This is a genomic window from Pseudomonas sp. CCNWLW23 (genome assembly GCF_037095675.1).
Lineage (GTDB): Bacteria > Pseudomonadota > Gammaproteobacteria > Pseudomonadales > Pseudomonadaceae > Aquipseudomonas > Aquipseudomonas atacamensis.
Window position 1 is genome coordinate 59,020 of the sequence record NZ_JBAWKM010000006.1, and the last position, 22,714, is coordinate 81,733.

At 59.6% G+C, this 22,714-nt stretch carries 18 protein-coding genes; 11 read left to right on the forward strand and 7 right to left on the reverse strand.

Annotated features, from left to right (window positions below; all coding sequences use genetic code 11):
- The first annotated feature begins 5 nt into the window (after positions 1-5).
- Positions 6-2,327 carry a hypothetical protein gene (locus V8J63_RS10420; RefSeq protein WP_336463996.1) on the forward strand — a complete coding sequence of 774 codons (2,322 nt, stop codon included), beginning with the start codon at positions 6-8 and terminating at the stop codon, positions 2,325-2,327.
- A 287-nt stretch (positions 2,328-2,614) separates the two neighbouring features.
- Here V8J63_RS10420 and V8J63_RS10425 read toward each other — a convergent pair whose 3' ends face one another.
- From V8J63_RS10425 to V8J63_RS10445, 5 genes are all read right to left on the reverse strand, one after another.
- Positions 2,615-2,794: a hypothetical protein gene (locus tag V8J63_RS10425; RefSeq protein ID WP_130887266.1), complete on the reverse strand. Its 180-nt coding sequence runs from the start codon at positions 2,792-2,794 to the stop codon at positions 2,615-2,617.
- A 254-nt stretch (positions 2,795-3,048) separates the two neighbouring features.
- Positions 3,049-5,451, reverse strand: coding sequence for a TonB-dependent receptor (locus V8J63_RS10430; RefSeq protein WP_336463997.1), 2,403 nt, complete (start codon positions 5,449-5,451; stop codon positions 3,049-3,051).
- Between the two features lie 67 nt (positions 5,452-5,518).
- On the reverse strand, positions 5,519-6,469 hold the full coding sequence (locus V8J63_RS10435; RefSeq protein ID WP_336463998.1) for a FecR domain-containing protein: 951 nt from the start codon (positions 6,467-6,469) through the stop codon (positions 5,519-5,521).
- Positions 6,469-6,978: a sigma-70 family RNA polymerase sigma factor gene (locus V8J63_RS10440; protein ID WP_123442484.1), complete on the reverse strand. Its 510-nt coding sequence runs from the start codon at positions 6,976-6,978 to the stop codon at positions 6,469-6,471. The genes V8J63_RS10435 and V8J63_RS10440 overlap by 1 nt, the downstream gene beginning before the upstream one ends.
- 81 nt (positions 6,979-7,059) lie before the next feature.
- Positions 7,060-7,956 carry a helix-turn-helix domain-containing protein gene (locus tag V8J63_RS10445; protein WP_122507352.1) on the reverse strand — a complete coding sequence of 299 codons (897 nt, stop codon included), beginning with the start codon at positions 7,954-7,956 and terminating at the stop codon, positions 7,060-7,062.
- Positions 7,957-8,118: 162 nt separating this feature from the next.
- Between V8J63_RS10445 and V8J63_RS10450 the strand changes: the two genes are divergently transcribed.
- From V8J63_RS10450 to V8J63_RS10470, 5 genes are all read left to right on the forward strand, one after another.
- Complete coding sequence (locus V8J63_RS10450; protein WP_016774729.1) at positions 8,119-9,477, forward strand: glutamine synthetase family protein; 1,359 nt, start codon at positions 8,119-8,121, stop codon at positions 9,475-9,477.
- Between the two features lie 187 nt (positions 9,478-9,664).
- The gene (locus V8J63_RS10455; protein WP_130902550.1) at positions 9,665-10,753 is read left to right on the forward strand and encodes a polyamine ABC transporter substrate-binding protein; all 1,089 of its coding nucleotides are present in this window, start codon (positions 9,665-9,667) and stop codon (positions 10,751-10,753) included.
- Positions 10,750-12,051, forward strand: a complete 1,302-nt coding sequence (locus V8J63_RS10460; RefSeq protein ID WP_336463999.1) for an NAD(P)/FAD-dependent oxidoreductase — start codon at positions 10,750-10,752, stop codon at positions 12,049-12,051. The genes V8J63_RS10455 and V8J63_RS10460 overlap by 4 nt, the downstream gene beginning before the upstream one ends.
- Before the next feature lie 245 nt (positions 12,052-12,296).
- Positions 12,297-13,952, forward strand: coding sequence for a PqiB family protein (locus V8J63_RS10465; protein ID WP_071172432.1), 1,656 nt, complete (start codon positions 12,297-12,299; stop codon positions 13,950-13,952).
- Positions 13,953-13,969: 17 nt separating this feature from the next.
- Positions 13,970-14,521 (forward strand): PqiC family protein, encoded by a 552-nt coding sequence (locus V8J63_RS10470; RefSeq protein WP_136493346.1) that lies wholly within the window; start codon positions 13,970-13,972, stop codon positions 14,519-14,521.
- Between the two features lie 5 nt (positions 14,522-14,526).
- On the opposite strand, the gene V8J63_RS10475 is transcribed toward V8J63_RS10470, so the two are convergent.
- Complete coding sequence (locus V8J63_RS10475) at positions 14,527-15,465, reverse strand: site-specific integrase (protein WP_307845070.1); 939 nt, start codon at positions 15,463-15,465, stop codon at positions 14,527-14,529.
- A gap of 243 nt (positions 15,466-15,708) precedes the next feature.
- Between V8J63_RS10475 and V8J63_RS10480 the strand changes: the two genes are divergently transcribed.
- From V8J63_RS10480 to V8J63_RS10500, 5 genes are all read left to right on the forward strand, one after another.
- Positions 15,709-17,088, forward strand: a complete 1,380-nt coding sequence (locus V8J63_RS10480; protein ID WP_336464000.1) for a UDP-glucose 6-dehydrogenase — start codon at positions 15,709-15,711, stop codon at positions 17,086-17,088.
- A gap of 242 nt (positions 17,089-17,330) precedes the next feature.
- Positions 17,331-18,509: an MFS transporter gene (locus V8J63_RS10485; RefSeq protein ID WP_336464001.1), complete on the forward strand. Its 1,179-nt coding sequence runs from the start codon at positions 17,331-17,333 to the stop codon at positions 18,507-18,509.
- Between the two features lie 157 nt (positions 18,510-18,666).
- The gene (locus V8J63_RS10490) at positions 18,667-19,353 is read left to right on the forward strand and encodes an HPP family protein (protein ID WP_024012953.1); all 687 of its coding nucleotides are present in this window, start codon (positions 18,667-18,669) and stop codon (positions 19,351-19,353) included.
- A gap of 142 nt (positions 19,354-19,495) precedes the next feature.
- On the forward strand, positions 19,496-20,602 hold the full coding sequence (locus V8J63_RS10495) for an enoyl-CoA hydratase/isomerase family protein (RefSeq protein WP_130902545.1): 1,107 nt from the start codon (positions 19,496-19,498) through the stop codon (positions 20,600-20,602).
- 3 nt (positions 20,603-20,605) lie between these two features.
- Positions 20,606-21,757 carry an acyl-CoA dehydrogenase family protein gene (locus tag V8J63_RS10500; protein ID WP_123442493.1) on the forward strand — a complete coding sequence of 384 codons (1,152 nt, stop codon included), beginning with the start codon at positions 20,606-20,608 and terminating at the stop codon, positions 21,755-21,757.
- Positions 21,758-21,929: 172 nt separating this feature from the next.
- Here the strand turns inward: V8J63_RS10500 and V8J63_RS10505 are convergent, their stop codons facing one another.
- Positions 21,930-22,703, reverse strand: a complete 774-nt coding sequence (locus V8J63_RS10505; RefSeq protein ID WP_016774718.1) for an enoyl-CoA hydratase — start codon at positions 22,701-22,703, stop codon at positions 21,930-21,932.
- Between the last annotated feature and the right edge of the window lie 11 nt (positions 22,704-22,714).

Genomic DNA, 22,714 nt, shown 5'->3' on the forward strand with positions numbered 1-22,714 from the left:
GACTCATGCCCAAGGACGATAGGGAATCGAATGCTAATGCCGGCATAGGTGCCGGCTATGCAGCTTTTCAACTGTCTCGAGCACTCGCTGCACCGGGCCTCGACAATAACGGACAGACGAGCAAGCGCATCGAGCGCTGGCGTAATGTAATCGAGCACATATTGCAGGGGTCCGCGTCGTATGGCTCACGAACGCCATTCGCGGATGTGCCTGAGTGGGTCACGCTGGAAGTCGTCACTGGAGGTATCGCCACTGGGCAGTTCATGGCCGGCGGTGCACTGACCGAGTACGAGCGACAGCTGGCTGCTTCGATTCCAGGTATCCGTCCTGGCTTCGAGCGACTCGATCTCAACACTTGGCACCTTACGGAGGAGGGGATCGAGGTGCTGCAAACGAAGCTGGCGAGCGGGGATTATCGAATCGAGGTGCCAGAAGAAGCTGCACTGCTGACGGTGGCCTGGTTGCTGGGGCAGCAACGTACAGAGAACGCATGGGATCTGGTTGAAGCGATAGCCCCTTTCTTTCAACAGCTACGATTCTTTCCGATGGCTTCTGACGGTTTGCCGCTTTCAACAGCTCAAGTGCAGGTTTTTACTGTCGGTGATGTCAGAGCCATGCTTTCAAATCGCCCGGTACAGGCGCGCGTGGCAGTGCAGAAGCATGTCGTTGAAACTCGTTTACCGCTCTACGACGCGGCGGTGTCGCTTTTCCTTTTAACGTACCAGGATGATTGGCCTTGTCGCCGATACCCTGAGGGCTGGTTTGAGCAGGCGAATATTCTGAAGCGGCAGTTCGATGCTGCTTGCCCCAGCGCTTCAGGTGCAGCTGAAAGCTCAAGGGATCGGGCAGGGAAGTTGTTTGCACTGCTGGGGGTTTGCGCCAGCGATGCGGCGTTGCTTACCGGACGACAAGTCGGACGAATTCGCAGGATCGTCGACGATTTCGTACGCAAGCATGGTCATCCCGAATCCGAATCTCATCAAAAGCACAGAGAGTCTCAACGCAGTCACGTGTCCGTACCCGGTCACCATCTATTTGCTAAAGCGGTTGCCGCACGTCTGAGCAGGTATCCCGGTTCGGACGGAGTTTCCGACTTTTCATCTCTGTTGCAACCCGTTACCTGCGAAGAAGCGACCGCATATTCGCTATTAACAGGTAGCGGCATTCCTCCTGATATTTGTCGACGCGTCGAGCGGTGTCGAAAGGGCACAATTGCCGAGTTGATCGATAAGGGATTGATTACGTCCGGGGATACCGTGGCGCGGCTGCTGCCAGCGATTACGGCTGAGATCTGCAGCGCAGGATTTCGCGATACGTCGCTGCGGATGCTCTCTGTCGCGACCTATCGCGCCTTTCGACAACGCCGATCATTGTTGCTGTTGGATCTGCAAAGTCAGGTCAGGATGAATGAATTGCCGTGGGTGGCGGCTGTTGAAGGCCAGCGAGAAACGGACGCGGTGGTCGCTGAAGCAGCGAAACAGTTCCTGATCGAATCCGCAGCAATGACTCTTTGCGCTTTTCCTCAAGCGATCCTGCCCAACAAACTCATTCAGGAATTTGCTGCGCTTGCGGCGATGGCCAAGCTGGATCTGCCTTTTGTTGAAGAAGTCGCCTCGGACATTTTCATGGGCGCTTTCTCCAACAAGTACCTAAGAGCTGCCAGGCAGGCGGCATCGTTGATAGGTGGCACGCTATACGCCAATTTCTACGATATCGACGCAGGCCAATTGGCGATGCTTCCTGAGCAACCGAAATCCAGGCGCAAAAGGTTCTCCAGGCCTGACGCTAGTTCCAGGGACGCATTGGCCAGATTGTGCGCTCAGAGGGCTGATGAGCGCTTGGGTACATGGCGGCCGGCGATTAACGGGAAAATCATCGAGCAACAACAGATCCTGACGACGCAAAACCTTGCGCTGTTGTTTGGTGAGCTTGGGTTGAAAGCGCTGTTGCAGGATCGCTTGGCTTCGATGGCCGAGGAATGCTTCAGATGGATATGCATACGCCAGCAGATGAAGTTGAGGTTTTATCACTCCAGCTTGGTGATGATCAAAAATACGGCGTACGCGTGGCGGCAGATGGTGTTTTATCTAGCGATGCTCGATGAGACAGAAAGGCGATACGCGATTGAACGTATCGAAGCGCATTTCGCGATTCAGCCTAGTGGATTTCTTGAAAGGTTCCTGCCGGCGATTAGAGGGTTGCGAGTAGCGGCTTCTGGCGCACCGTTGACCGAGGCTCGCCAAGCAAGCGAAGGTGCTCAGGTTTTTATCGGATGGACTACCGAGAGACATTGGTTGTTGAAGCTGCAAACGAATGGCGTTGCTTAGACTGAGAGGTTGAGAGTGGTGGATCTGATATCTAAAGCCTGAGGCCATTCGCATTCATCATTTAACATAATATACATTACACGTAACAAGATGTTACGGGCTTCGCATGGTTGTCGTGATTGCCACGCGTAATCGAAATCCACTGCCACGATAAATATTGCCAAACCTCTACCTCCGGTATTGCCGCAGATTTCCCCTTTCGATCATTCAACTGAAAAAAATCCCGCTACTTACCGTAACGGGATTTCTGAGCTGGTTGAAACGCTTTGTCTACACTTCTGGAAAATTTACTCGTCACTCACCGGGTTTATAGGCTCGGTCGTTTGCACATTAATAATCTTCGTAACAACACGCTGATCCGCCGGTTCGTTGATTAAATCCTTTCGGCGTGCCAGTTGCGCGGGTGTTAATTGTTTCAATTGCTCTGGAGTCAGGTTCAAGAGCTGGTCATCGCTGAACGTTGTCATGGCGTTTGCTCCTTGGAGAGAATGTGCTCATTACGCAGCGACTATCCTTTGCGCCTCAGAGCAATTCTAAAACTGTAAGAAATAACAGTTTTTTAGGCCCGTTTGCGTTATTGCTCATAACGAAAAGCCATGTTGAGTTGGGCTGAGTCATTACCTCGGCCGCTATCGCGACCAATTTTTGTTAGCTCAACTAAACGGTCATTTAGTGGAGTTAACGTATTTTCGAAGACAATCGACGCATTTAACCTGCTCCATTAGAAGTCTACCGTCGCCGACAGCAGATACGTTCGCGGCGTAGAAAGCGTCAACCCCGGCTCACTATCATCCGATGCACCCGCCGAACTCCAATAGCGTTTATCCAGCACGTTTTCGACATTGGCGCGCAAGGTGATCGTCTTCTCGTCCAGTTTGAAAGCATAGCGTGTGCCGACGTCGAACCGTTCCCATGAGTCGATTTCCTTGTCGTTCGACTGGTCCAGATACTGCGAACTCGAGTAAATACCACGGCTGGTCAAAGTCAGCCCCGGCACGCTCGGCACGTCCCACTCCGCACCAAGGTTGACGTTGTATTTCGGTGTCGCCGGTGCGCGGTTGCCGTCGAATGTGCCGTTGGTGGTGTGGGTCAGTTCGCTGTCGATGTACATCACACCGCCGAGCAATCGGAACCCGTTGAGCGGTTCGCCGAACACGCTCAGTTCTACGCCGTTGTTCTCACGCTTGCCGTTCGGGCCGAAGACTCGCGTGGTCGCATTGGTTTCGTAGGCAGGCTGTTTGATGCGGAACACCGCTGCCGTCAGCGCGTATGCACCCGCGTCGTACTTGGCGCCGACTTCGACCTGGCGGCTGATGAATGGCGGGAAGATTTCGTCTTCGTTGATAGATGTCGATGGCGCGATCTTGCCTTGGCTCAGACCTTCCATGTAGTTGGCGTACAGCGAAAGTTTGTCCGTCGCCTTGAACAGAATCCCGCCCGATGGCGAGACTTTTTCCTCATCGTAAGCCGTGTCGCCCTTGATGCCGTCGCTCCAGTCATCGACTTTGACTCGCTGCCAGCGCGCCCCCAAAGTCAGCAACAGACGATCGTCGAAGAAGCCGAGCGTGTCGGACAGCGCCACGCCGCTGAAGCGATTTTCGGTGTAGACCTTGGCGTCATTGCGGGTCGGCGTGCCGGGTCTGGCGATTTCCACCGGATCGTAGAGATTGCTGCGCCCGGCCGCGTAACGGGCGCCGCCGTTTTCGAAGTCCATATAAAAGTAGTTGGCCGCCAGGTTCACTTCATGGCTGACCGGCCCGGTCTGGAACCAGTTACGAACGCCAGCGGTAGCCGTGCGGACGTTCTCGTCGCGAGTGAAGTCGCGCGGCTGAACGCTGAAATCACCGGCGTCGTTGCTCACCGAAACTGCATGGCGCAAGAAGTCATGATTGCTTTTGCGTGCGCCGACGCCGCCATACAGCATGACCGAATCGCTGACATCGAACTCGCCGTTGACCGTGCCGAAAGTGTCTTTAGTGCGCGCCCGGCTCCAGGGTTGCGCATAGTTGTCGCGCACATCATTGGCGTTCGGCACTTTGGCATTGGCGGCGACTTGCACGCGTTCCTGCGGTGCGTCGGTGTCGCGTTCGGTGTGGCCGATATCGGTGGAAAGTCGCAAGCGTTCACCACGAAAGTCCAGACCGAGCACCGCCATGTCGCGATCGACGCTCTGGTGATCCCATTCCGTATCTCCGGACTGTTTGACACCGTTGAAGCGCAGACCGAATTGGTTTTCGTCACCAAAACGCCGTCCGACATCCACCGCGCCGCCGACTTGGTTGTTCGAGGCGTAATTGGCTGTCAGCGAGGTGATCGGCTTGTCGGTCGCGCGTTTCGGCACGACGTTGATCCCCCCTCCTACACTGCCCCGTGGCGAAATCCCGTTGATCAATTGGCTCGGGCCTTTGAGGATGTCGACGCGATCGGCCATTTCCATGTCGATGGTGTAAGTCGGCAACACACCGTAGAGGCCGTTGTAGGCAACATCACTATTGAACAGGCTGAAACCACGGATGGTGAATTGTTCATAGCGGCCACCGGCCGGGTTGGTTGCGCGTACCGAAGGGTCGCTGCCGATCAGGTCGCCGAGGGTGCGCGCCTGTTGGTTTTTCACCGTTTCGCTGGTGTAGGTGGTCATGCTGAACGGGGTTTCCATGAAATCCCTGGAGCCCAACAGCCCTTGCGACCCCCGCCGCGCGATCTGACCACCAGCAAACACGTCGGCATCCGCTGAACCGCTCGCGCCGAAAATCGATGTCGGCGCGAGCTGCAAGGTGCTGCCTTGCGCTGCGGGCACCAGCGTATAAGCCTGATCGCCGACCGGTTGCAGCTGCAAACCGGAACCCAGCAACAACCGACTAAACCCCTCCTCCACACCGAATTCGCCGGACAACCCACTGCTGTTGCGGCCGCTGACCAGCGCCGGATCCACCGAAAGATTGACTCCAGCGAGACCTGCGAAACGCGTCAGCGCGGCGCTCAGGCTACCGGCCGGCACCTGATAACTGCGGCGGCTGCCATCGTCGGCCCAGCTCGATTGGATCAACACGGGGCTGGCACTCAGGCTCAGCAAAAGGCTCAACTGCAACAACGGACGCAAACGACCTGGAAATACTGCGGGCATTGGAAGAAGCTCTCGATTTTGTTCACTTGCCTGGAATGACCAGCGAGGCGAAAAAAAGGGACAGGCTTCAGCCAGTTTTTTCTGCGCGCGGCACCAGTGACACCCAAAATCGCGTTCGCGTGTGCACATCGACGGGCAAACTGGCTGCCAGCAGTGCCAGCACTTGATCGGTATCGTCGAGGCGGAAACTGCCGGTGATGCGCAGCGATTCCAGCGCCGGATCCCAGCGCAGCACGCCCGAGCGGTAGCGACTCAGCTCGCGAAGGAAATCACCCAGCGGCTGGTTTTGCGCCATCAGCACACCGTCGCGCCAACCGGGCATCAACGCATCGAACGCCGTCACCGCCCCCGCGCCCGAAGCTTGCAGGCTGACTTGCTGGCCCTGCTGCAATACCAGCGCCGGGCCGTGCAGCGGCTGCAATTGCACCGAACCGCGCAGCACGCAGACCTGGCAATCGCGCGCATTGAGGCGCACCGAGATGTCGCTGTGATTGACGATCATCCGCCCATAAGGCGCGTTGACGATAAAGGCTGAATCGCCCGCCACGTTGAGTGCCATCTCGCCACGAATCAGTGTCAGCTGACGTGCAGGCAGATCGACATTCACCGCGCTGTCGGTGTTGAGTTGCAATGAAGAATCCTGGGCCAACTGCACTTTGCGCCGCTCGCCAGTGCTGGTGTGCAAATCGGCGCGCCAGGCCTCCAGCGGCAGCTCCCGACTGATCAACCACGCCGCCGGCACCAGCGCCGCCACGCCCAAGGCACGCTTGAGTGCCGCGCGCCGCGCCGGATCCGGCCGATCCAGGGTGGCCATGGCCAGTGTCGGCGGCAAACCTGCGAAACGCTGGCGAAGCTGCTGGATTTTCTGCCAAGCGTTCTCGTGGCGACTGTCACTGGCGCGCCAATGCTGCAATCGGGCGTGATCTTCATCACTGGCAGCGCCTGACTCGAGCAGTGCCAGCCATTGCGCCGCCGCCCGCGCCACTTCCCGCGTTTCCTCGCTGGGGGCAACGCGCATCACAGATCCACCAGCAAGCAATGCTCGTACGCTTGGGCCATGTAACGTTTCACCGTGCGCTCGGAAACCTGCAAGCGTTCGGCAATCTCGCGGTAGCCAAGGCCCTCGAGTTGGCTCCAAAGAAATGCTCGACGCACCGCACGCGGCAAGCCATCTAGCAATTCATCCAGCGCCTGCAAGGTTTCCAGCAGCAACCAGCGCTGTTCCGGCGACGGTGCGCACGCTTCCGGCAATTGCGCCAAGGCGTCGAGGTAGGCTTTTTCCAGATGGCGCCGCGTGTAGAAATTGCTCAGCAGGCGTTTGCCGACGGTGAGCAAATACGCGCGCGGCTCGCGCAACTCGGCCAGCGGCGGCGCGTTGCACAGGACGCGCAGAAAGGTGTCCTGACTGAGGTCCGCCGCATCCCACGCATTGCCCATGCGCCGGCGCAGCCAGGTTTCCAGCCAGCCGCGGTGCTCGCGATACAACTGCTGCAGGCTCTGCTCCGACGGTGACGTAGCTTCAATCATCTCAAGAGACCCTGCGCGAAGGTGGATTCAAATGAGACTGATTCTATTTAACTTCTCGAAGGACACAAAGCCTTTTTCTGCTCAGCGCTTGAGCGTTTCGCTCGGCAGCTCCTTGAACAGCGCGCGGTAACTGCTGGAAAACCGCCCCAGATGCCAGAACGACCAACGCATCGCCACTTCGGCAACGGTGGTTTCCGTGGGCCTGCGCTTGAGCAATTCACGGTGCGCACTGTTCAGCCGCCTCAGCCGTAACCAGTGGCTCGGGGTCATCCCGGTGTAGGCCTTGAAAGCCTGTTGCAGCTGGCGCAGCGGTACGCCGGCAACGTGAGAAAGTTCGAGCAGATTGACCGTGTCTTCCGGCGAATCAGCCGCCCACTCCCCTACTCTTTTGATGATTTGGCGTTCGTTGTTGCGCCGCTGCAATCCGCTGCGATCAAGGCTGGTGTGAGCGTTATCGAGGATGAACAGGCAGTCCTCAAGCAACTGTTGAGTCAGGCGATCTTTATCAAGTGGATCAGCAGCTTGCGACAACTTCGTGAGAATCGAGCTTAACCAGCCGCTGAACAAAGCGTTCTGTCCGCAGTTCAGCGGCGCCATGAACAACCCTTCGAGTTTCGCCACTTGCAAACCGTGCTCGCGGACGAAGTCCGGACCAAATACCACGGCGATTTCCCGGTAGTTCTCTGGGGTGATCCAGATGTTGCGGCTCTCTTCGTTGAGCAGGTACAGCGCGTTGTCGCTGCGATCGAAACAGAACGCCAGGGCACCGGATGGCGCACTGAAGTTCTGCTCGACCCGGGTATTCATCTGTTCTTCGTAAACCTCGACGCCCTGCAGATCGAGATAGCGAATCTGCCCGGCGAAATGTCCCGGCGACATCTGCTGGTAATGCTGGACCCAGCCCGGTGTCGCGCGGATTTGCTCGGCCACGTCGGCGGTGTTGAACGCTTGTACCTGGAGCGGATTGCACGTTGTCATGGGGTGACCTTGCGCACTCTTTTGGTGCGCTTTGGTGCTGCTGAAAGTGGATAGATGGAATCGCAAGCCGCGCCCAAGATAGTCGCCAACGCGCCACAGGGGAAGGGGCGGAAGATGAAACCCGCCCTCCCCGGCGTCTACAAAACCAATAACGAGGTCTTTATGAACGCCCCTTTCGATCAGCTGTTCACCTGGCTGAAAGATCACAAGATTACCGAAGTCGAATGCGTGGTCAGCGACCTGACCGGCATCGCCCGCGGCAAGATTGCACCGACCAACAAGTTCCTGCATGAGCGCGGCATGCGCCTGCCGGAGAGCGTGCTGCTGCAAACGGTAACCGGGGATTTTGTCGACGACGACATCTACTACGACCTGCTCGACCCGGCCGACATCGACATGGTCTGCAAGCCGGTTTCCGACGCCGTGTATGTCATCCCGTGGGCCATCGAGCCGACCGCCATCGTCATCCACGACACCTTCGACAAGTTTGGCAATCCGATCGAACTGTCGCCGCGCAACGTGCTGAAGAAAGTCCTGCAGCTCTACACCGACAAGGGCTGGAAGCCGATTGTCGCGCCGGAAATGGAGTTCTACCTGACCCAGCGCTGTGAAGATCCGGACCTGCCGCTCAAGGCACCGCTGGGCCGTTCGGGTCGTGCGGAAAGCGGGCGCCAGTCGTTCTCGATCGATGCCGCCAACGAATTCGATCCGTTGTTCGAAGACGTTTACGACTGGTGCGAACTGCAAGGCCTGGATCTTGACACGTTGATCCACGAAGACGGCCCGGCGCAGATGGAAATCAACTTCCGTCATGGCGATGCGCTGGATCTGGCCGACCAGATCACCGTGTTCAAGCGCACTCTGCGCGAAGCGGCGCTCAAGCACAACGTCACCGCGACGTTCATGGCCAAGCCGATCGGCGACGAGCCGGGCAGCGCCATGCACCTGCACCAGAGCGTCGTCGAGATCGCTACGGGTCAGCCGATCTTCGCCGATGCCGAGGGCAACATGAGCGAGCTGTTCCGTCATCACATCGGTGGCTTGCAGAAATACATCCCGAAAGTCCTGCCGATGTTCGCGCCGAACGTCAATTCGTTCCGCCGCTTCCTGCCGGACACCTCGGCGCCGGTCAACGTCGAATGGGGCGAAGAGAACCGCACGGTCGGCCTGCGAGTGCCGACATCGGGGCCGGAATCGATGCGCGTGGAGAACCGCTTGCCCGGCGCCGACGCCAACCCGTATCTGGCGATTGCCGCAAGCCTGCTGTGCGGCTACATCGGCATGGTCGAGAAGATCGAGCCGAGCGCGGCGGTCGAAGGCCGGGCCTACGAACGGCGCAATCTGCGCCTGCCCATCACCATCGAAGAAGCCCTGACGCAGATGGAAGAGTGCCCGAAGGTGGCCGAGTACCTGGGCAGTAAATTCGTCCGCGGCTACGTCGCGGTCAAACGCGCCGAGCATGAAAACTTCAAGCGCGTGATCAGCTCGTGGGAGCGGGAGTTCCTGCTGCTCAGCGTCTGACCCCGCGCCCGTCCCTGTGGGAGCGAGCCTGCTCGCGAAGACGGCCGCACAGTTGATCGTTCCCATGCTCCCGCGTGGGACCGCATCCCGGGACGCTCTGCGTCCCATCCAAAGCCGAACGCGGAGCGTCCGTTGCGGCATTCCCACGCAGAGCGTGGGAGCGATCATTACAAGAAGAGGTGTCGAAATGCGTCTATTGAAATCCGTACTCCCGGTCGCACTGAGCGTGCTGTTCAGTGCCGTAGCCCACGCCGAGCCCCAGGTCAGCGTCTACAACTGGACCGACTACATCGGCGAAACCACCCTCGCCGACTTCCAGAGCAAGACCGGGATCAAGGTGATCTACGACGTCTTCGACTCCAACGAAACCCTTGAAGGCAAACTCCTCGCCGGTCGGACCGGATATGACGTGGTAGTGCCGTCCAACCATTTCCTCGCTCGCCAGGTAAAGGCCGGCGCGTTCATGAAACTCGATCGTTCACAGTTACCAAACTGGAAGAACTTGGACCCGAAACTGCTTGAATTGCTTGAGAAAAATGATCCCGGCAATGCGCATTCGGTTCCCTATCTGTGGGGCACCAACGGCATCGGTTACAACGTCGACAAGGTCAAGCAAGTGCTCGGCATCGACCACATCGACTCCTGGGCCGTGCTGTTCGAACCCGAAAATCTGAAGAAGCTCAGCCAGTGCGGCGTGTCGATGATGGACTCCGCCGACGAAGTCTTCCCGGCCATCCTCAACTACATGGGCATGGACCCGCGCAGTGAAAACCCTGAAGACTACAAAAAGGCCGAAGCCAAGCTCCTGAGCATCCGCCCGTACATCACCTATTTCCATTCATCCAAATACGTGTCGGACCTGGCCAATGGTGACATCTGCGTCGCGTTCGGTTACTCCGGCGATGTGTTCCAGGCAGCCAACCGCGCCAAGGAAGCCAAGAACGGTGTGAATATCGCTTACGCCATCCCCAAGGAAGGCGCCAACCTGTGGTTCGATCTGCTGGCGATCCCAGCCGATGCGAGCAACGCCAAAGAGGCGCACGCCTTCATCAACTACCTGCTCGATCCGCAGGTGATCGCCAAGGTCAGCGCCACCGTCGGCTACGCCAATCCGAATCCGGCGGCCAAGCCGTTCATGGATGAGGCACTGGTCAACAACCCTGAGGTTTACCCGCCGCAGTCGGTGCTCGACAAACTCTACATTTCCTCGACCCCGCCCCAGGCGATCATGCGTCTGATGACCCGGTCGTGGAGCAAAGTGAAGTCGAACAAATGAATCAGCACAGCGCACAACACACCGGCTCTTATTACGCCGCTTCTGCGCGGGCGAGCACGCCCTACCCTGCGCTGGATGGTGATTTGCTTGCTGATGTCTGCGTAATCGGTGGCGGCTTCACTGGCGTCAATACCGCGATTGAGCTGGCGCAGCGCGGTCTGTCGGTGGTGTTGCTTGAGGCGCGACGTATCGGCTGGGGCGCCAGCGGGCGCAATGGCGGTCAGCTGATTCGCGGTATCGGCCATGAAGTCGAGGGGTTCGCTCGCTACCTTGGCCAGGACGGCGTGCGCTATCTGCAGCGCGCCGGCATCGATTCGGTGGAGCTGGTGCGCCAGCGCATCACTGACAACGCCATCGCCTGTGATCTGCGCTGGGGCTTTTGCGAACTGGCCAACACCGCCGCGCAATTCGCCGCGTTCAAGCAGGAACAGGACAGCCTCGCCGAACTCGACTATGCCCACGCAACGAGGCTGGTCGGGCCGGAACAGATCCGGCAGCAAGTGGTCGACGCTGGTGTGTACGCCGGCGGATTGATCGACATGGGTTCGGGGCACTTGCATCCGCTGGATCTGGTGCAAGGTGAGGCGCGTCTCGCGGCATCGCTGGGCGTGCGGATCTTTGAGCAGAGTCCGGTGCTGGAAATCCTCCATGGCCCGACCGTCGAGGTGCGCTGCGCCGCGGGTTCAGTGCGCGCCGGCAGCCTGGTGCTTGGCTGCAACGCGCATCTGGATGAACTGGAACCCAAGCTCAGCGGCAAAGTGCTGCCCGCCGGCAGTTACATCATCGCCACCGAGCCGTTGGACGAAAGCCGCGCCGCCCAGTTGATTCCGCAGAACCTGGCGCTGTGCGATCAAAAAGTCGGGCTGGACTATTACCGACTCTCGTCTGATCGACGGTTGCTGTTTGGCGGCGCTTGTCATTATTCCGGGCGCGATCCGGCGGACATCGCCGCCTATATGCGCCCGAAAATGCTCAAGGTGTTCCCGCAACTGGCCGATGTGCGAATCGACTACCAATGGGGCGGCAAGATCGGCATTACCGCCAATCGCTTCCCCCAGGTTGGCCGACTCAAACAGCACCCGAACGTGTTTTACGCGCAGGGTTATTCCGGCCATGGCCTCAACGTCACGCACTGGTGCGCGAAGTTGTTGGGCGAAGCCATTCATGCCGGGCACAGCCAAGGCATGGACGTGTTCAGCGGCGTGCCGCACATGACCTTCCCCGGTGGCCCGGCCTTGCGTTCGCCGCTGCTGGCGCTGGGCATGTTCTGGTATCGCTTGCGCGAAATGCTCGGCTGAGCCCGCCAAGATTCTGGCCCCTGTAGGAGCTGCCGAAGGCTGCGATCTTGGGACGCAGAGCGTCCCGGGCTGCATTCCCACGCAGAGCATGGGAACGATCAGGTCGCAGCCTTCGGCAACTCCTTGCACTGCAATCGCGTCCCACGCCAGCTATACACATTTGCTCTATCGCCAAGCACTTCTATATTGATGAGGTGCTTTTGCGTTCCTGACGCTCAGTGCCCGATAAATTGAGGAGGACATGGATGAAGTCGTCAGCCAGCGATGAGCCGCTAGCACCCGGTCAAGCGCCGATCAAAACCCGCCGTTTCGCTATTTCACTGGTATGGATCGTGCCGATTGTGGCGGTGCTGGTCGGGATTTCGCTGGTGATTCACAACATCCTTCAGGAAGGCCCGGTCATCACCGTTACCTTCAAGACCGGCGATGGTCTGACCGCGAACAAGACCGAAGTCCGGTACCGCAACGTAGTCATCGGCCATGTCTCCGACGTCGAACTGGCCAACGACCATAGACACGTCAACGCCACGATCAAACTCGCCAAGCAGGCCGAAGCCTTCACCCGCGAGGATTCGCAATTCTGGGTGGTGCGTCCACGTATCGGCGCCGGCGGGGTCTCGGGCATCGATACGCTGCTGTCGGGCGATTACATCGGCGCCGACATAGGTCAGGCCAATACCCGCTCAAAAAACTTCAAAGGTCTGGAGAACCCGCCGCCGATCACCTACGGCGAACCGGGCAAACGCTTTACGCTGCACACCGCGGACCTTGGCTCGCTGGACATCGGCTCCCCCGTTTATTACCGCAAGATTCCGGTTGGCCAGGTTGTGTCCTACGCGCTGGACCCGGACGGCAAAGGCGTCAATATCGAAGTGTTCGTGCATTCGCCCAACGATGCCTACGTCACCGAAAACACCCGCTTCTGGAACGCCAGTGGCATCGACATCAATGTCGGCGCCAACGGTTTCGCGGTGAAAACCGAATCGCTGTCGACCCTGCTGGTCGGCGGCATCGCTTTCCGCGCCCCGGACTACAGCCCCGATGATAAGCCGGCCAGCGACGACAAGAGTTTCGAGCTGTTTGCCAACCAGACCGCCGCCCTCGCCCCGCCCGACGGCAAGGCGCAATACCTGGCGCTGCGGTTTGATCAGGCCTTGCGCGGCCTCAAGGTGGATGCGCCCGTGGAGTTTCTCGGTATCGAAATCGGCCGGGTGGTGGCGGTCAATCTCGACTTCGACGAGGTCAAGCGCACCTTTCCGGTGAATGTCGGCATTGTCATTTATCCGCAGCGACTCGGCCGTGCCCACGCGAAGATTCTCAAGACCTACCATGGCGACGAAAACGACGAGGCCACCGGCGCGCGCCTGATCGGCACGTTCATTGAAAATGGCCTGCGCGCCCAGGCCCGCAATGGCAACCTGCTCACCGGTCAGTTGTATATTTCGCTGGATTTCTACCCCAAAGCGCCGAAAGTCGCGTTCGACCCCAAGGCACGGCCGGTCACCATTCCGACCGTTCCCGGCAGCCTCGAACAATTGCAGGAAAAACTCGAGGCGATGGTCAACAAGATCAACGCATTGCCGGTTGAACGCATCGCCAGCAACCTCGACGGCAATCTGGTCGAACTGCGCAAGGGCCTGAAGCAGTTCAACGCCAGGACTCTGCCGGGGGTACAGAGCACCCTCGCCGACGTCAGCAAGACCTTGCAGTCCGCCAATTCGACCCTCGCCGAGGATTCACCGCAACGCGAGCAACTCACCGAGACCCTCGACGAACTTGGGCGCATGTCGCGCTCGTTGCGAGAGCTGTCGGATTACCTCGGTCGCCACCCTGAGTCGCTGATTCGCGGGCGTCCCGACAACGCCGCGCCGCTGGACCTCAAAGGACCGCCACGCAATTGAGCACAGGAGCTGAATCCATGGCTTTACCGTTGAAGATCACCGTGCTCGCTGCCTTCGTGCTGCTGACTGCGTGCCGTAGCGACCCGATCAGCTTTCACACACTGACCCCGGCGCAACCGGGTGCCAGCCGCAACGGTGCCGACATCGCCATTGAAAGCATCAGCGTGCCGCCACAGGTCGATCGCGCGCAGATTGTGATTCGCCAGGGCAACAGCGGCGTGGCGATTCTGGAAACCGATTGGTGGAGCGCCACCCTTGCCGATGAGTTGCGCGGCGCGCTGATCGATCAATTGAGCAGCGGTGTCGGCCAGCAGCGCGCCTCCGTGCGTATCGACGTGCAGCGCTTCGATTCGATTCCCGGCCAGTACGCCTTGATCGATGTGAAATGGCGAGTGCGCCCGCTGGGTGCTGAAGACGCGGCGCTACTGACCTGTCGCTCGGTGTTGCAGACGCCTTCAGGGCCAAGCATCGACGAGCTGGTGACTGCGCAACAGAACAACGTCAAACGGCTTGCTGCACAAATCACTCAGGCTGCGACGACCGCGCGCAATTGCCCTTCATCGGGCTAATCGCGTCACAAATCGAAGCGATCCACCGCCCGCCGCCGCTCGTTGTCATCGCGCACATCGTAGTTGGCGGTCGTCTGGATATTGCTGTGATGCGCCAGTTTCTGCGCGATCGACAGGTCGTGCTCTTCGATCACCCGGGTGATGAATGAACGCCGAAAATCGTGGGGCATGATTTTTACCCCGACCTGCGTACCGCGCTGGCGGGCGATGTAGTAAATCGCGTGTTTGGTGATGCGCTCGCGGGTGATGTGGCTGCCCCGGCGAATGCGATTGAACAAAAAAGCATCGTCGCTCTCGCCTTCCTTGAGCTGTGAACGACGCAGTTCCAGCCAGGCATCGAGCTTGGCAAAGGCCCAGGCCGGCGCGTACTTGATCAGCTGTTTGTTGCCCTTGCCGGTGACGGTCAGGCTGCGCTCTTTGAAGTCGACCTGACTCAGATCCAGATCCACCGATTCCGACTTGCGCATGCCGGTGCCGTACAGCAGCGCTATCACCGCCGCATCACGCAAGCCCTGCGGGCGCGGGTCGGCAGCGCAGACTTCCATCAGTTCGTGAATCAGCGTGCGCTTGAGGTTGCGCCCTTGGGACAGCCGCGTGCCGGCTATGCCCTTGACCGAACGCATCTTCAACAGGTGATCCTGGCTGATCAGGCTCATGCGCCACGCCTCGTTCATCACCCCGCGCACGGCGTTCACGTAAAGCGACGAGGTGTTCGGTGCATAACCGTCGGCACGCAAAGCGGCGACCAGCGCCACCACGTCCTCCGGTTGCAGACCGTGCCACGGGATCTCTTCGATATCGACGTCCTCGAAACCGAGGCGGTCAGCGGCATCTTGCAGCACATAGCGCATGGTCAACTGGCTGGAAGGTGCCAGTCGTGCCAGGTAAACGGTCAGCGGATTGCTGGTGGACGGTGCAGGTTGGGTACTCGACAAATCACTCAAACGAAACGGCCTTGAAATAAAAAACGATTCAACAAAAACAATAAATGCATGAAATGAAACGCAAAAAAACGGCGTGACTCAATGACAGGGGTTGCCGCGAAAGGCCGACAACCTGCCGTTCGAGGCCGTAAAAGTCAATCGGGCATTCCCCGAACGGTCTGTTTGCTGCTTTATCAGCACGGTAGGCGAACTGAAACATCGCGCTCTTATGTTCGATGCAGGGACTGCGAACAGGAGTGCGGCATGAAGATCACGGTATTTGGCAGTGGTTATGTCGGTCTGGTGCAAGCGGCGGTGCTGGCCGAGGTCGGTCACGACGTTGTGTGCATGGATGTCGACGCGCAGAAAATCGAGCAGTTACGCCAGGGCCACGTCAGTATTTTCGAGCCGGGGCTGGCCAGTCTGGTGCGCGAGGGCCTGGATTCGCAGCGCCTGCAATTCACCACTGATGAGCGGCTTGCGGTGTTGCATGGGCGGGTGGCGTTCATTGCGGTGGGCACGCCGTCACGCGAGGACGGTTCGGCGGACCTGCGCTACGTGCTGTCGGTCGGCGACGCGATTGCCCGGCATCGCCAACAGCCGTTGATCGTCGTGGAAAAGTCCACGGTGCCGGTGGGCACGGGTGACGCTTTGCGCAGCCACATCGAAAAGGCCCTGATCAAGATTGGCCGCCTGCTGCAGTTTGATATCGTCTCCAACCCGGAATTTCTCAAGGAAGGTTCAGCGGTTGCTGATTGCCGGCGGCCGGATCGTATCGTCATCGGTTGCGAAGGCGCGGAAGTGCGCGATGTGATGCGCGATCTGTACGCGCCATTCAACCGCAACCATGACCGCATCCTGTTCATGGACCTGCGCAGCGCCGAGCTGACCAAATACGCCGCCAACTGCATGCTGGCGACCAAGATCAGTTTCATCAACCAGATCGCCGAACTCGCCGAGCACCTCGGCGCGGACATCGAATCAGTGCGCCAGGGCATCGGTGCCGATACGCGGATTGGCTATCACTTTATCTACCCGGGTTGCGGCTACGGCGGTTCGTGTTTTCCCAAAGACATGCGAGCGTTGATTCACAGTGCCGAACAGGCGCATTGCTCCAGTGATCTACTGCAAGCGGTAGAAGCGATCAACCAGCGCCAGAAACACAAACTGTTTGAACGCATCAACGCCTTCTACCGGGGAGATTTGCGCGGCAGGACCTTTGCCTTGTGGGGCCTGGCGTTCAAGCCCAACACCGACGACATGCGCGACGCGCCGAGCCGGGTTCTGCTCGAAGATTTATGGGCTGCCGGGGCCAGCGTGCGCGCGTTTGATCCGGAGGCCATGGTGGAAACCCAGAATCTCTATCCAAACGAATCAAAACTGATGCTGATGGGCACGCCGGAATCGGTACTGGGCGGCGCCGATGCGCTGATCATCTGCACCGAATGGCAACAGTTCAAGGCCCCGGATTTCGAGCTGATCAAACAGCGCCTCAATAGCCCGGTGATCTTTGACGGCCGCAACTTGTACGACGCCGAGCGTCTGGCGCGCAATGGTTTCCAGTATTTCCCGATGGGGCGCGGTGAATCGTGCAAGTTGCCGATCACCTTGCGGCAGAGGCCGGCGGCTTCGGATGTGGCTTGAACTGGCCCTGTGGGAGTCATTGCAAATTATGAGCTACACCGACCCTGTGGGAGCGAGCCTGCTCGCGAATACGGTATGTCAGCGACATCGCAGGTGACTGATCCGTCGCCTTCGCGAGCAGGCTCGCTCCCACAGGGAAATCATGTGCTCCGAGGGACGCTGGTGTATCAGCTTGACCGGTGGCAGCTGCCCAGAGAGGATGGCGTTCGCTCAGGCTTCCCGAATAAGGACATTCCCCTTCCGTGGCCATCTATTCGCCGTTCATTCGCCGGTTGATGATCAGCTCACTGACCGTGGTCATCAGCCGCGCCCTGGTCAGTCCGTTGCTGACGCTCTTCCTCAGCAACAAGCTTGGCCTCAATCCGCAGGATGTCGGCTTGCTGCTCGGCATCGCCGTGTTCAGCGCCACGCTGCTGTCGCTGTACGGTGGCTACATCATCGACAAGCTGGACAAGCGCCAGCTGCTGATTGTGGCCATGCTCTCCAGCGGTATCGGCCTGATCCTGCTGACCTTCGCGCAGAACCTGTATCTGGTCACCCTGGTGCTGATCATCAGCGAAACCGCGTCGGCGCTGTTCCTGATCGGCTCCAAGGCGATCCTCAGTGAAAACCTGCCGGTGGGCCAGCGGGTCAAGGCGTTTTCCCTCAATTACACGCTGACCAATATCGGCTACGCCGTCGGACCGATGATTGGCGTGGTGATTGCCGGGGTGCAGCCGTCCGCGCCGTTCATCGTTGCCGGTGCGATCGCCATTGGCAGTATTTTTCTGCTGCTCGGCGCGACCCGGGATGCCAGTCCGATAACTTCCGGCAGTGCGCCGCAAAGTTTCCTCAACACGCTGATGATCCTGAAAAACGACAGAACGATGGTGCTGTTCACCCTTGGCTGCCTGCTCAGCACGTTGGTGCACGGACGCTTCACCCTGTACCTGTCGCAATACCTGCTGGTCACCCACACCCAGCAACAGACCCTGGACACCATGGCCGCCCTGCTCGCCTGCAACGCAATCACAGTAATCCTGCTGCAATACCAGGTCGGTCGCTGGCTCAGCCGCGAACACCTGCGTCACTGGATTGCTGGCGGCACTGCGCTGTTCATCGTCGGGTTGATTGGCTTCAGCGTGGCGGACAGCCTGCTCGGCTGGTGCGTGGCGATGTTCATCTTCACCTTGGGCGAAATGATCATTTACCCGGCAGACTTCCTCTTCGTGGATACCCTCGCCCCGGAGGCACTGCGCGGCAGCTACTACGGCGCGCAGAACCTGGCGGCACTCGGCGGTGGGGCGAGCCCGGTGCTGTGCGGGTTTCTGCTGATGCATACACCGGCGCCGAGCATGTTCTACGCCCTGAGCGGCTTGGCGGCGCTGGGCGGTTATCTATGCTTCGTCAGCGCGCGGCGCACCCGTTCAATGCAAAAATAGTGCACTAAAACTGCATTTATATGAATTTGTCAGCATCGAGTTTGATCGGCAAACTACGCGCGTTCCTCCCCCAATGTTGGAACGCTTCGAGGGCTTTCCGGATATGCCGGACAAGTCCTTTTTTTTGCCCCGGATTTTTGTAAAGGATCAGTTCTACATGCTTGCTCGCTGGTTGCCCGCTGCCATCAATACCCGCCCCACTGAATGGAGCCGTGCCGCGATCGGCATGGCCTTGGGCACGTTGTTCAGCGTGTGGATGTGCGCGCAGGTGTTCGGCCATGACGTTGCCTTTCACCTGGTCGGCCCGCTCGGCGCTTCGGCGGTGCTGCTGTTCGCCGTGTCCTCCGGCGCCCTCGCCCAGCCATGGTCGATTCTCGGCGGCTACCTGTGTGCTGGCGTGGTCGCCTTGCTGGTCGCCCATGTGCTTGGCCGTACGCTGGGCAGCGCCTGCCTCGCCGCCGGCATGGCGGTGATTCTGATGTGCTGGCTGCGTTGCCTGCACCCACCGGCCGGCGCATTGGCGTTGACACTGGTGCTCGCCGACCCTGCAACCATCGCCATGGACTGGAAAGCCATGGAGCCGGTGATGCTCGGCGCCCTGTGCATGCTCGTCAGCGCGCTGGCCTATAACAACCTGACCCGCATCCGCTATCCGAAACGCGCTGCCGACCCGGCACCGCCAGTGGTCCCGGTCGACCGCCAGGCGATCACCGCCGAAGACCTCAAGCTTGCGCTGGCCGACATGGAAGCCTTCATCGACGTCACCCCCGAAGACCTCGAACGCCTGATCCACGCCAGCGAACTGCACGCCAAGCGCCGCAGCATCAGCGAAACCTTCCGATAACCACGCAATTTCGAGGCATGTAAAAACGCAGATTCCCCCTGCACATATCCCCGTTGTACACGACAAATTTGCACTGTTACGATCCGCTAACGCCCGCGCGCGGGCTTTTCGAATAAAGACAATAAAAAGCAGGGAGTTACAGATGACAGCTCAGGCTTCATCCCGGCGGACCCCGTCCATGGATGCCATGCAAAACGACGTGCTGGCCGAGGTGCGCAACCATATCGGCCACCTGACCCTCAACCGCCCTGCGGGCCTCAATGCAATCACCCTGGACATGGTGCGTCTGCTGCAACAGCAGCTCGATGCCTGGGCGTCTGACGCCGATGTGCACGCCGTGGTATTGCGCGGTGCCGGCGAAAAGGCTTTCTGCGCCGGCGGTGATATTCGTTCGCTGTACGACAGCTACAAGAGCGGCGACACGCTGCACGAAGATTTCTTCGTCGAGGAATACGCCCTCGACCTGACGATTCATCACTACCGCAAACCGGTGCTGGCCCTGATGGACGGTTTCGTCCTCGGCGGTGGCATGGGCCTGGTACAAGGCGCCGATCTGCGCGTGGTCACCGAGAAGAGCCGACTGGCGATGCCGGAAGTGGCCATCGGTTATTTCCCCGACGTCGGCGGCAGTTATTTCCTGCCACGCATTCCCGGTGAGCTGGGAATTTATCTGGGTGTCAGCGGCGTGCAGATTCGCGCGGCCGATGCGCTGTACTGCGGCCTCGCCGACTGGTATCTGGACAGCAGCAAACTGGCCCTGCTCGACGAAAAACTCGATCAGATGGAGTGGCAGGACACGCCGCTCAAGTCGCTGCAGAACCTGCTGGCCAAGCACGCCGTACAAACCCTGCCCGATGCGCCCCTCCAAGCATTGCGCCCGGCCATCGACCACTTCTTCGCCCTGCCCGACGTGCCGAGCATGATCGAGCAATTGCGCGCCGTCACCGTCGCCGACAGCCACGAATGGGCGGTCACCACGGCGGATCTGCTGGAAACCCGCTCGCCGCTGGCCATGGCCGTGACCCTGGACATGCTCCGTCGCGGCAGGCACCTGAGTCTGGAGAATTGCTTTGCGCTGGAGCTGCATCTGGACCGCCAGTGGTTTGCCCGTGGCGACCTGATCGAAGGCGTGCGCGCCCTGCTGATCGACAAGGACAAGTCACCGCGCTGGAACCCGCCGACCGTTGCTGAGCTGGACGCTGCGCAGGTTGCGAGCTTCTTCCATGGTTTTGATGAGAGCGGGAGCTGAGTCATGCACGATCTCGAACTGACTGAAGAACAAGTGATGATCCGCGACATGGCCCGGGATTTTGCCCGTGGCGAAATCGCGCCCCACGCCCAGGCCTGGGAAAAGGCTGGCTGGATCGACGACGCCCTGGTGGCGAAGATGGGCGAGCTGGGCCTGCTCGGCATGGTCGTGCCCGAGGAATGGGGTGGCACCTACGTCGATTACGTCGCCTATGCCCTGGCGGTTGAGGAAATCTCTGCCGGTGACGGCGCGACCGGCGCGTTCATGAGCATCCACAACTCGGTAGGCTGCGGGCCGGTGCTCAACTACGGCAGCGCCGAACAGAAACAGACCTGGCTGGCTGATCTGGCCAGTGGGCAGACCATCGGTTGTTTCTGCCTGACCGAACCCCAGGCCGGCTCCGAAGCACACAACCTGCGCACCCGCGCCGAACTGCGCGACGGCCAATGGGTGATCAACGGTGCCAAGCAATTCGTCAGCAATGGCAAACGGGCGAAACTGGCGATCGTCTTCGCGGTAACCGATCCGGATCTCGGCAAAAAAGGCCTGTCAGCGTTTCTGGTGCCCACCGACACACCGGGTTTCATCGTCGATCGCACCGAACACAAAATGGGCATCCGCGCCTCCGACACCTGCGCGGTGACGCTGAACAACTGCAGCATCCCCGAGGCCAATCTGCTCGGCGAACGCGGCAAGGGCCTGGCGATTGCCCTGTCCAACCTTGAAGGCGGACGCATCGGCATCGCCGCGCAGGCATTGGGTATCGCCCGGGCAGCGTTTGAAGCGGCGTTGGCCTACTCGAAAGACCGGGTGCAATTCGACAAGCCGATCATTGAGCACCAGAGCATCGCCAATCTGCTGGCTGACATGCACATGCAGATCAACGCCGCACGGTTGCTGATCCTCCATGCAGCGCGGCTGCGCACGGCGGGTAAACCATGCTTGTCCGAGGCCTCACAGGCCAAGCTGTTCGCGTCGGAAATGGCCGAGAAAGTGTGTTCGTCGGCGATCCAGATCCATGGCGGCTATGGCTATCTGGAGGATTACCCAGTCGAGAAGTACTACCGCGATGCGCGGATTACCCAGATCTATGAAGGGTCGAGCGAGATACAGCGGATGGTGATTGCGCGGGATTTGAAGAACTACCAGTTGTAATGGCGTTGGCCCTTCACCTCACCCCAGCCCTCTCCCCAGGGAGAGGGAGCCGACCGAGTCGGTTACGGATTCAGCGGCAACCTTTCAGGTCGGCGTAATTTGCCCATATCACGCGGTCAGTCCCCTCTCCTTGGGGAGAGGGCTAGGGTGAGGGGCTTTTGAAGGTCACACACTATTTGCCTTGGAATGCAGCCTCACGCTTGGCAATAAACGCCGCCATCCCTTCCTTCTGATCCTGCGTCGCAAACGCGGCATGGAACACCCGTCGCTCAAAGCGCACGCCTTCGCTCAGATTGACCTCGAACGCGCGGTTGACGCTCTCCTTGATCATCATCGCAATCGGCAGCGACTTGCCGGCGATCACTGCCGCGACTTTCAGCGCTTCATCAAGCAGCTCATCGCTCGGCACGATGCGCGCGACGATGCCGCAACGCTCGGCCTCCACGGCGTCGATCATGCGCCCGCTCAGGCACATTTCCATGGCTTTGGCTTTGCCCACGGCGCGGGTCAGGCGCTGGGTGCCGCCCATGCCCGGCAGCACGCCGAGGTTGATTTCCGGCTGGCCGAATCTGGCGTTGTCGCCGGCCAGGATGAAGTCGCACATCAGCGCCAGTTCACAACCTCCGCCAAGGGCAAAACCATTGACCGCCGCAATGATCGGCTTGCGCCGGTTGGCCACTCGATCGCTGTCGCTGAACAGATCGTCCATGTATATCTGCGGATAGGTCAGCTCAGCCATTTCCTTGATGTCCGCGCCGGCGGCAAAAGCTTTTTTCGAACCGGTGAGGACGATGCAGCCAATGTGCGCATCGGCTTCCAGCGTATCGAGGGCGTGGTTCACTTCGCTGACCAGTTGCGCGTTCAGCGCGTTCAGCGCCTGTGGCCGGTTGAGGGTGATCAGGCCGACGCGGTCGCGAGTTTCCAGCAGAATCGTTTCGTAAGTCATGAATAAAATTC

Bases quoted from the DNA above. Each gene is read 5' to 3' on its own strand.
- V8J63_RS10420 (WP_336463996.1), top strand. From the start codon at position 6: ATGCCCAAGGACGATAGGGAATCGAATGCTAATGCCGGCATAGGTGCC.
- V8J63_RS10425 (WP_130887266.1), bottom strand. From the start codon at position 2,794: ATGACAACGTTCAGCGATGACCAGCTCTTGAACCTGACTCCAGAGCAA.
- V8J63_RS10430 (WP_336463997.1), bottom strand. From the start codon at position 5,451: ATGCCCGCAGTATTTCCAGGTCGTTTGCGTCCGTTGTTGCAGTTGAGC.
- V8J63_RS10435 (WP_336463998.1), bottom strand. From the start codon at position 6,469: ATGCGCGTTGCCCCCAGCGAGGAAACGCGGGAAGTGGCGCGGGCGGCG.
- V8J63_RS10440 (WP_123442484.1), bottom strand. From the start codon at position 6,978: ATGATTGAAGCTACGTCACCGTCGGAGCAGAGCCTGCAGCAGTTGTAT.
- V8J63_RS10445 (WP_122507352.1), bottom strand. From the start codon at position 7,956: ATGACAACGTGCAATCCGCTCCAGGTACAAGCGTTCAACACCGCCGAC.
- V8J63_RS10450 (WP_016774729.1), top strand. From the start codon at position 8,119: ATGAACGCCCCTTTCGATCAGCTGTTCACCTGGCTGAAAGATCACAAG.
- V8J63_RS10455 (WP_130902550.1), top strand. From the start codon at position 9,665: ATGCGTCTATTGAAATCCGTACTCCCGGTCGCACTGAGCGTGCTGTTC.
- V8J63_RS10460 (WP_336463999.1), top strand. From the start codon at position 10,750: ATGAATCAGCACAGCGCACAACACACCGGCTCTTATTACGCCGCTTCT.
- V8J63_RS10465 (WP_071172432.1), top strand. From the start codon at position 12,297: ATGAAGTCGTCAGCCAGCGATGAGCCGCTAGCACCCGGTCAAGCGCCG.
- V8J63_RS10470 (WP_136493346.1), top strand. From the start codon at position 13,970: ATGGCTTTACCGTTGAAGATCACCGTGCTCGCTGCCTTCGTGCTGCTG.
- V8J63_RS10480 (WP_336464000.1), top strand. From the start codon at position 15,709: ATGAAGATCACGGTATTTGGCAGTGGTTATGTCGGTCTGGTGCAAGCG.
- V8J63_RS10490 (WP_024012953.1), top strand. From the start codon at position 18,667: ATGCTTGCTCGCTGGTTGCCCGCTGCCATCAATACCCGCCCCACTGAA.
- V8J63_RS10495 (WP_130902545.1), top strand. From the start codon at position 19,496: ATGACAGCTCAGGCTTCATCCCGGCGGACCCCGTCCATGGATGCCATG.
- V8J63_RS10500 (WP_123442493.1), top strand. From the start codon at position 20,606: ATGCACGATCTCGAACTGACTGAAGAACAAGTGATGATCCGCGACATG.
- V8J63_RS10505 (WP_016774718.1), bottom strand. From the start codon at position 22,703: ATGACTTACGAAACGATTCTGCTGGAAACTCGCGACCGCGTCGGCCTG.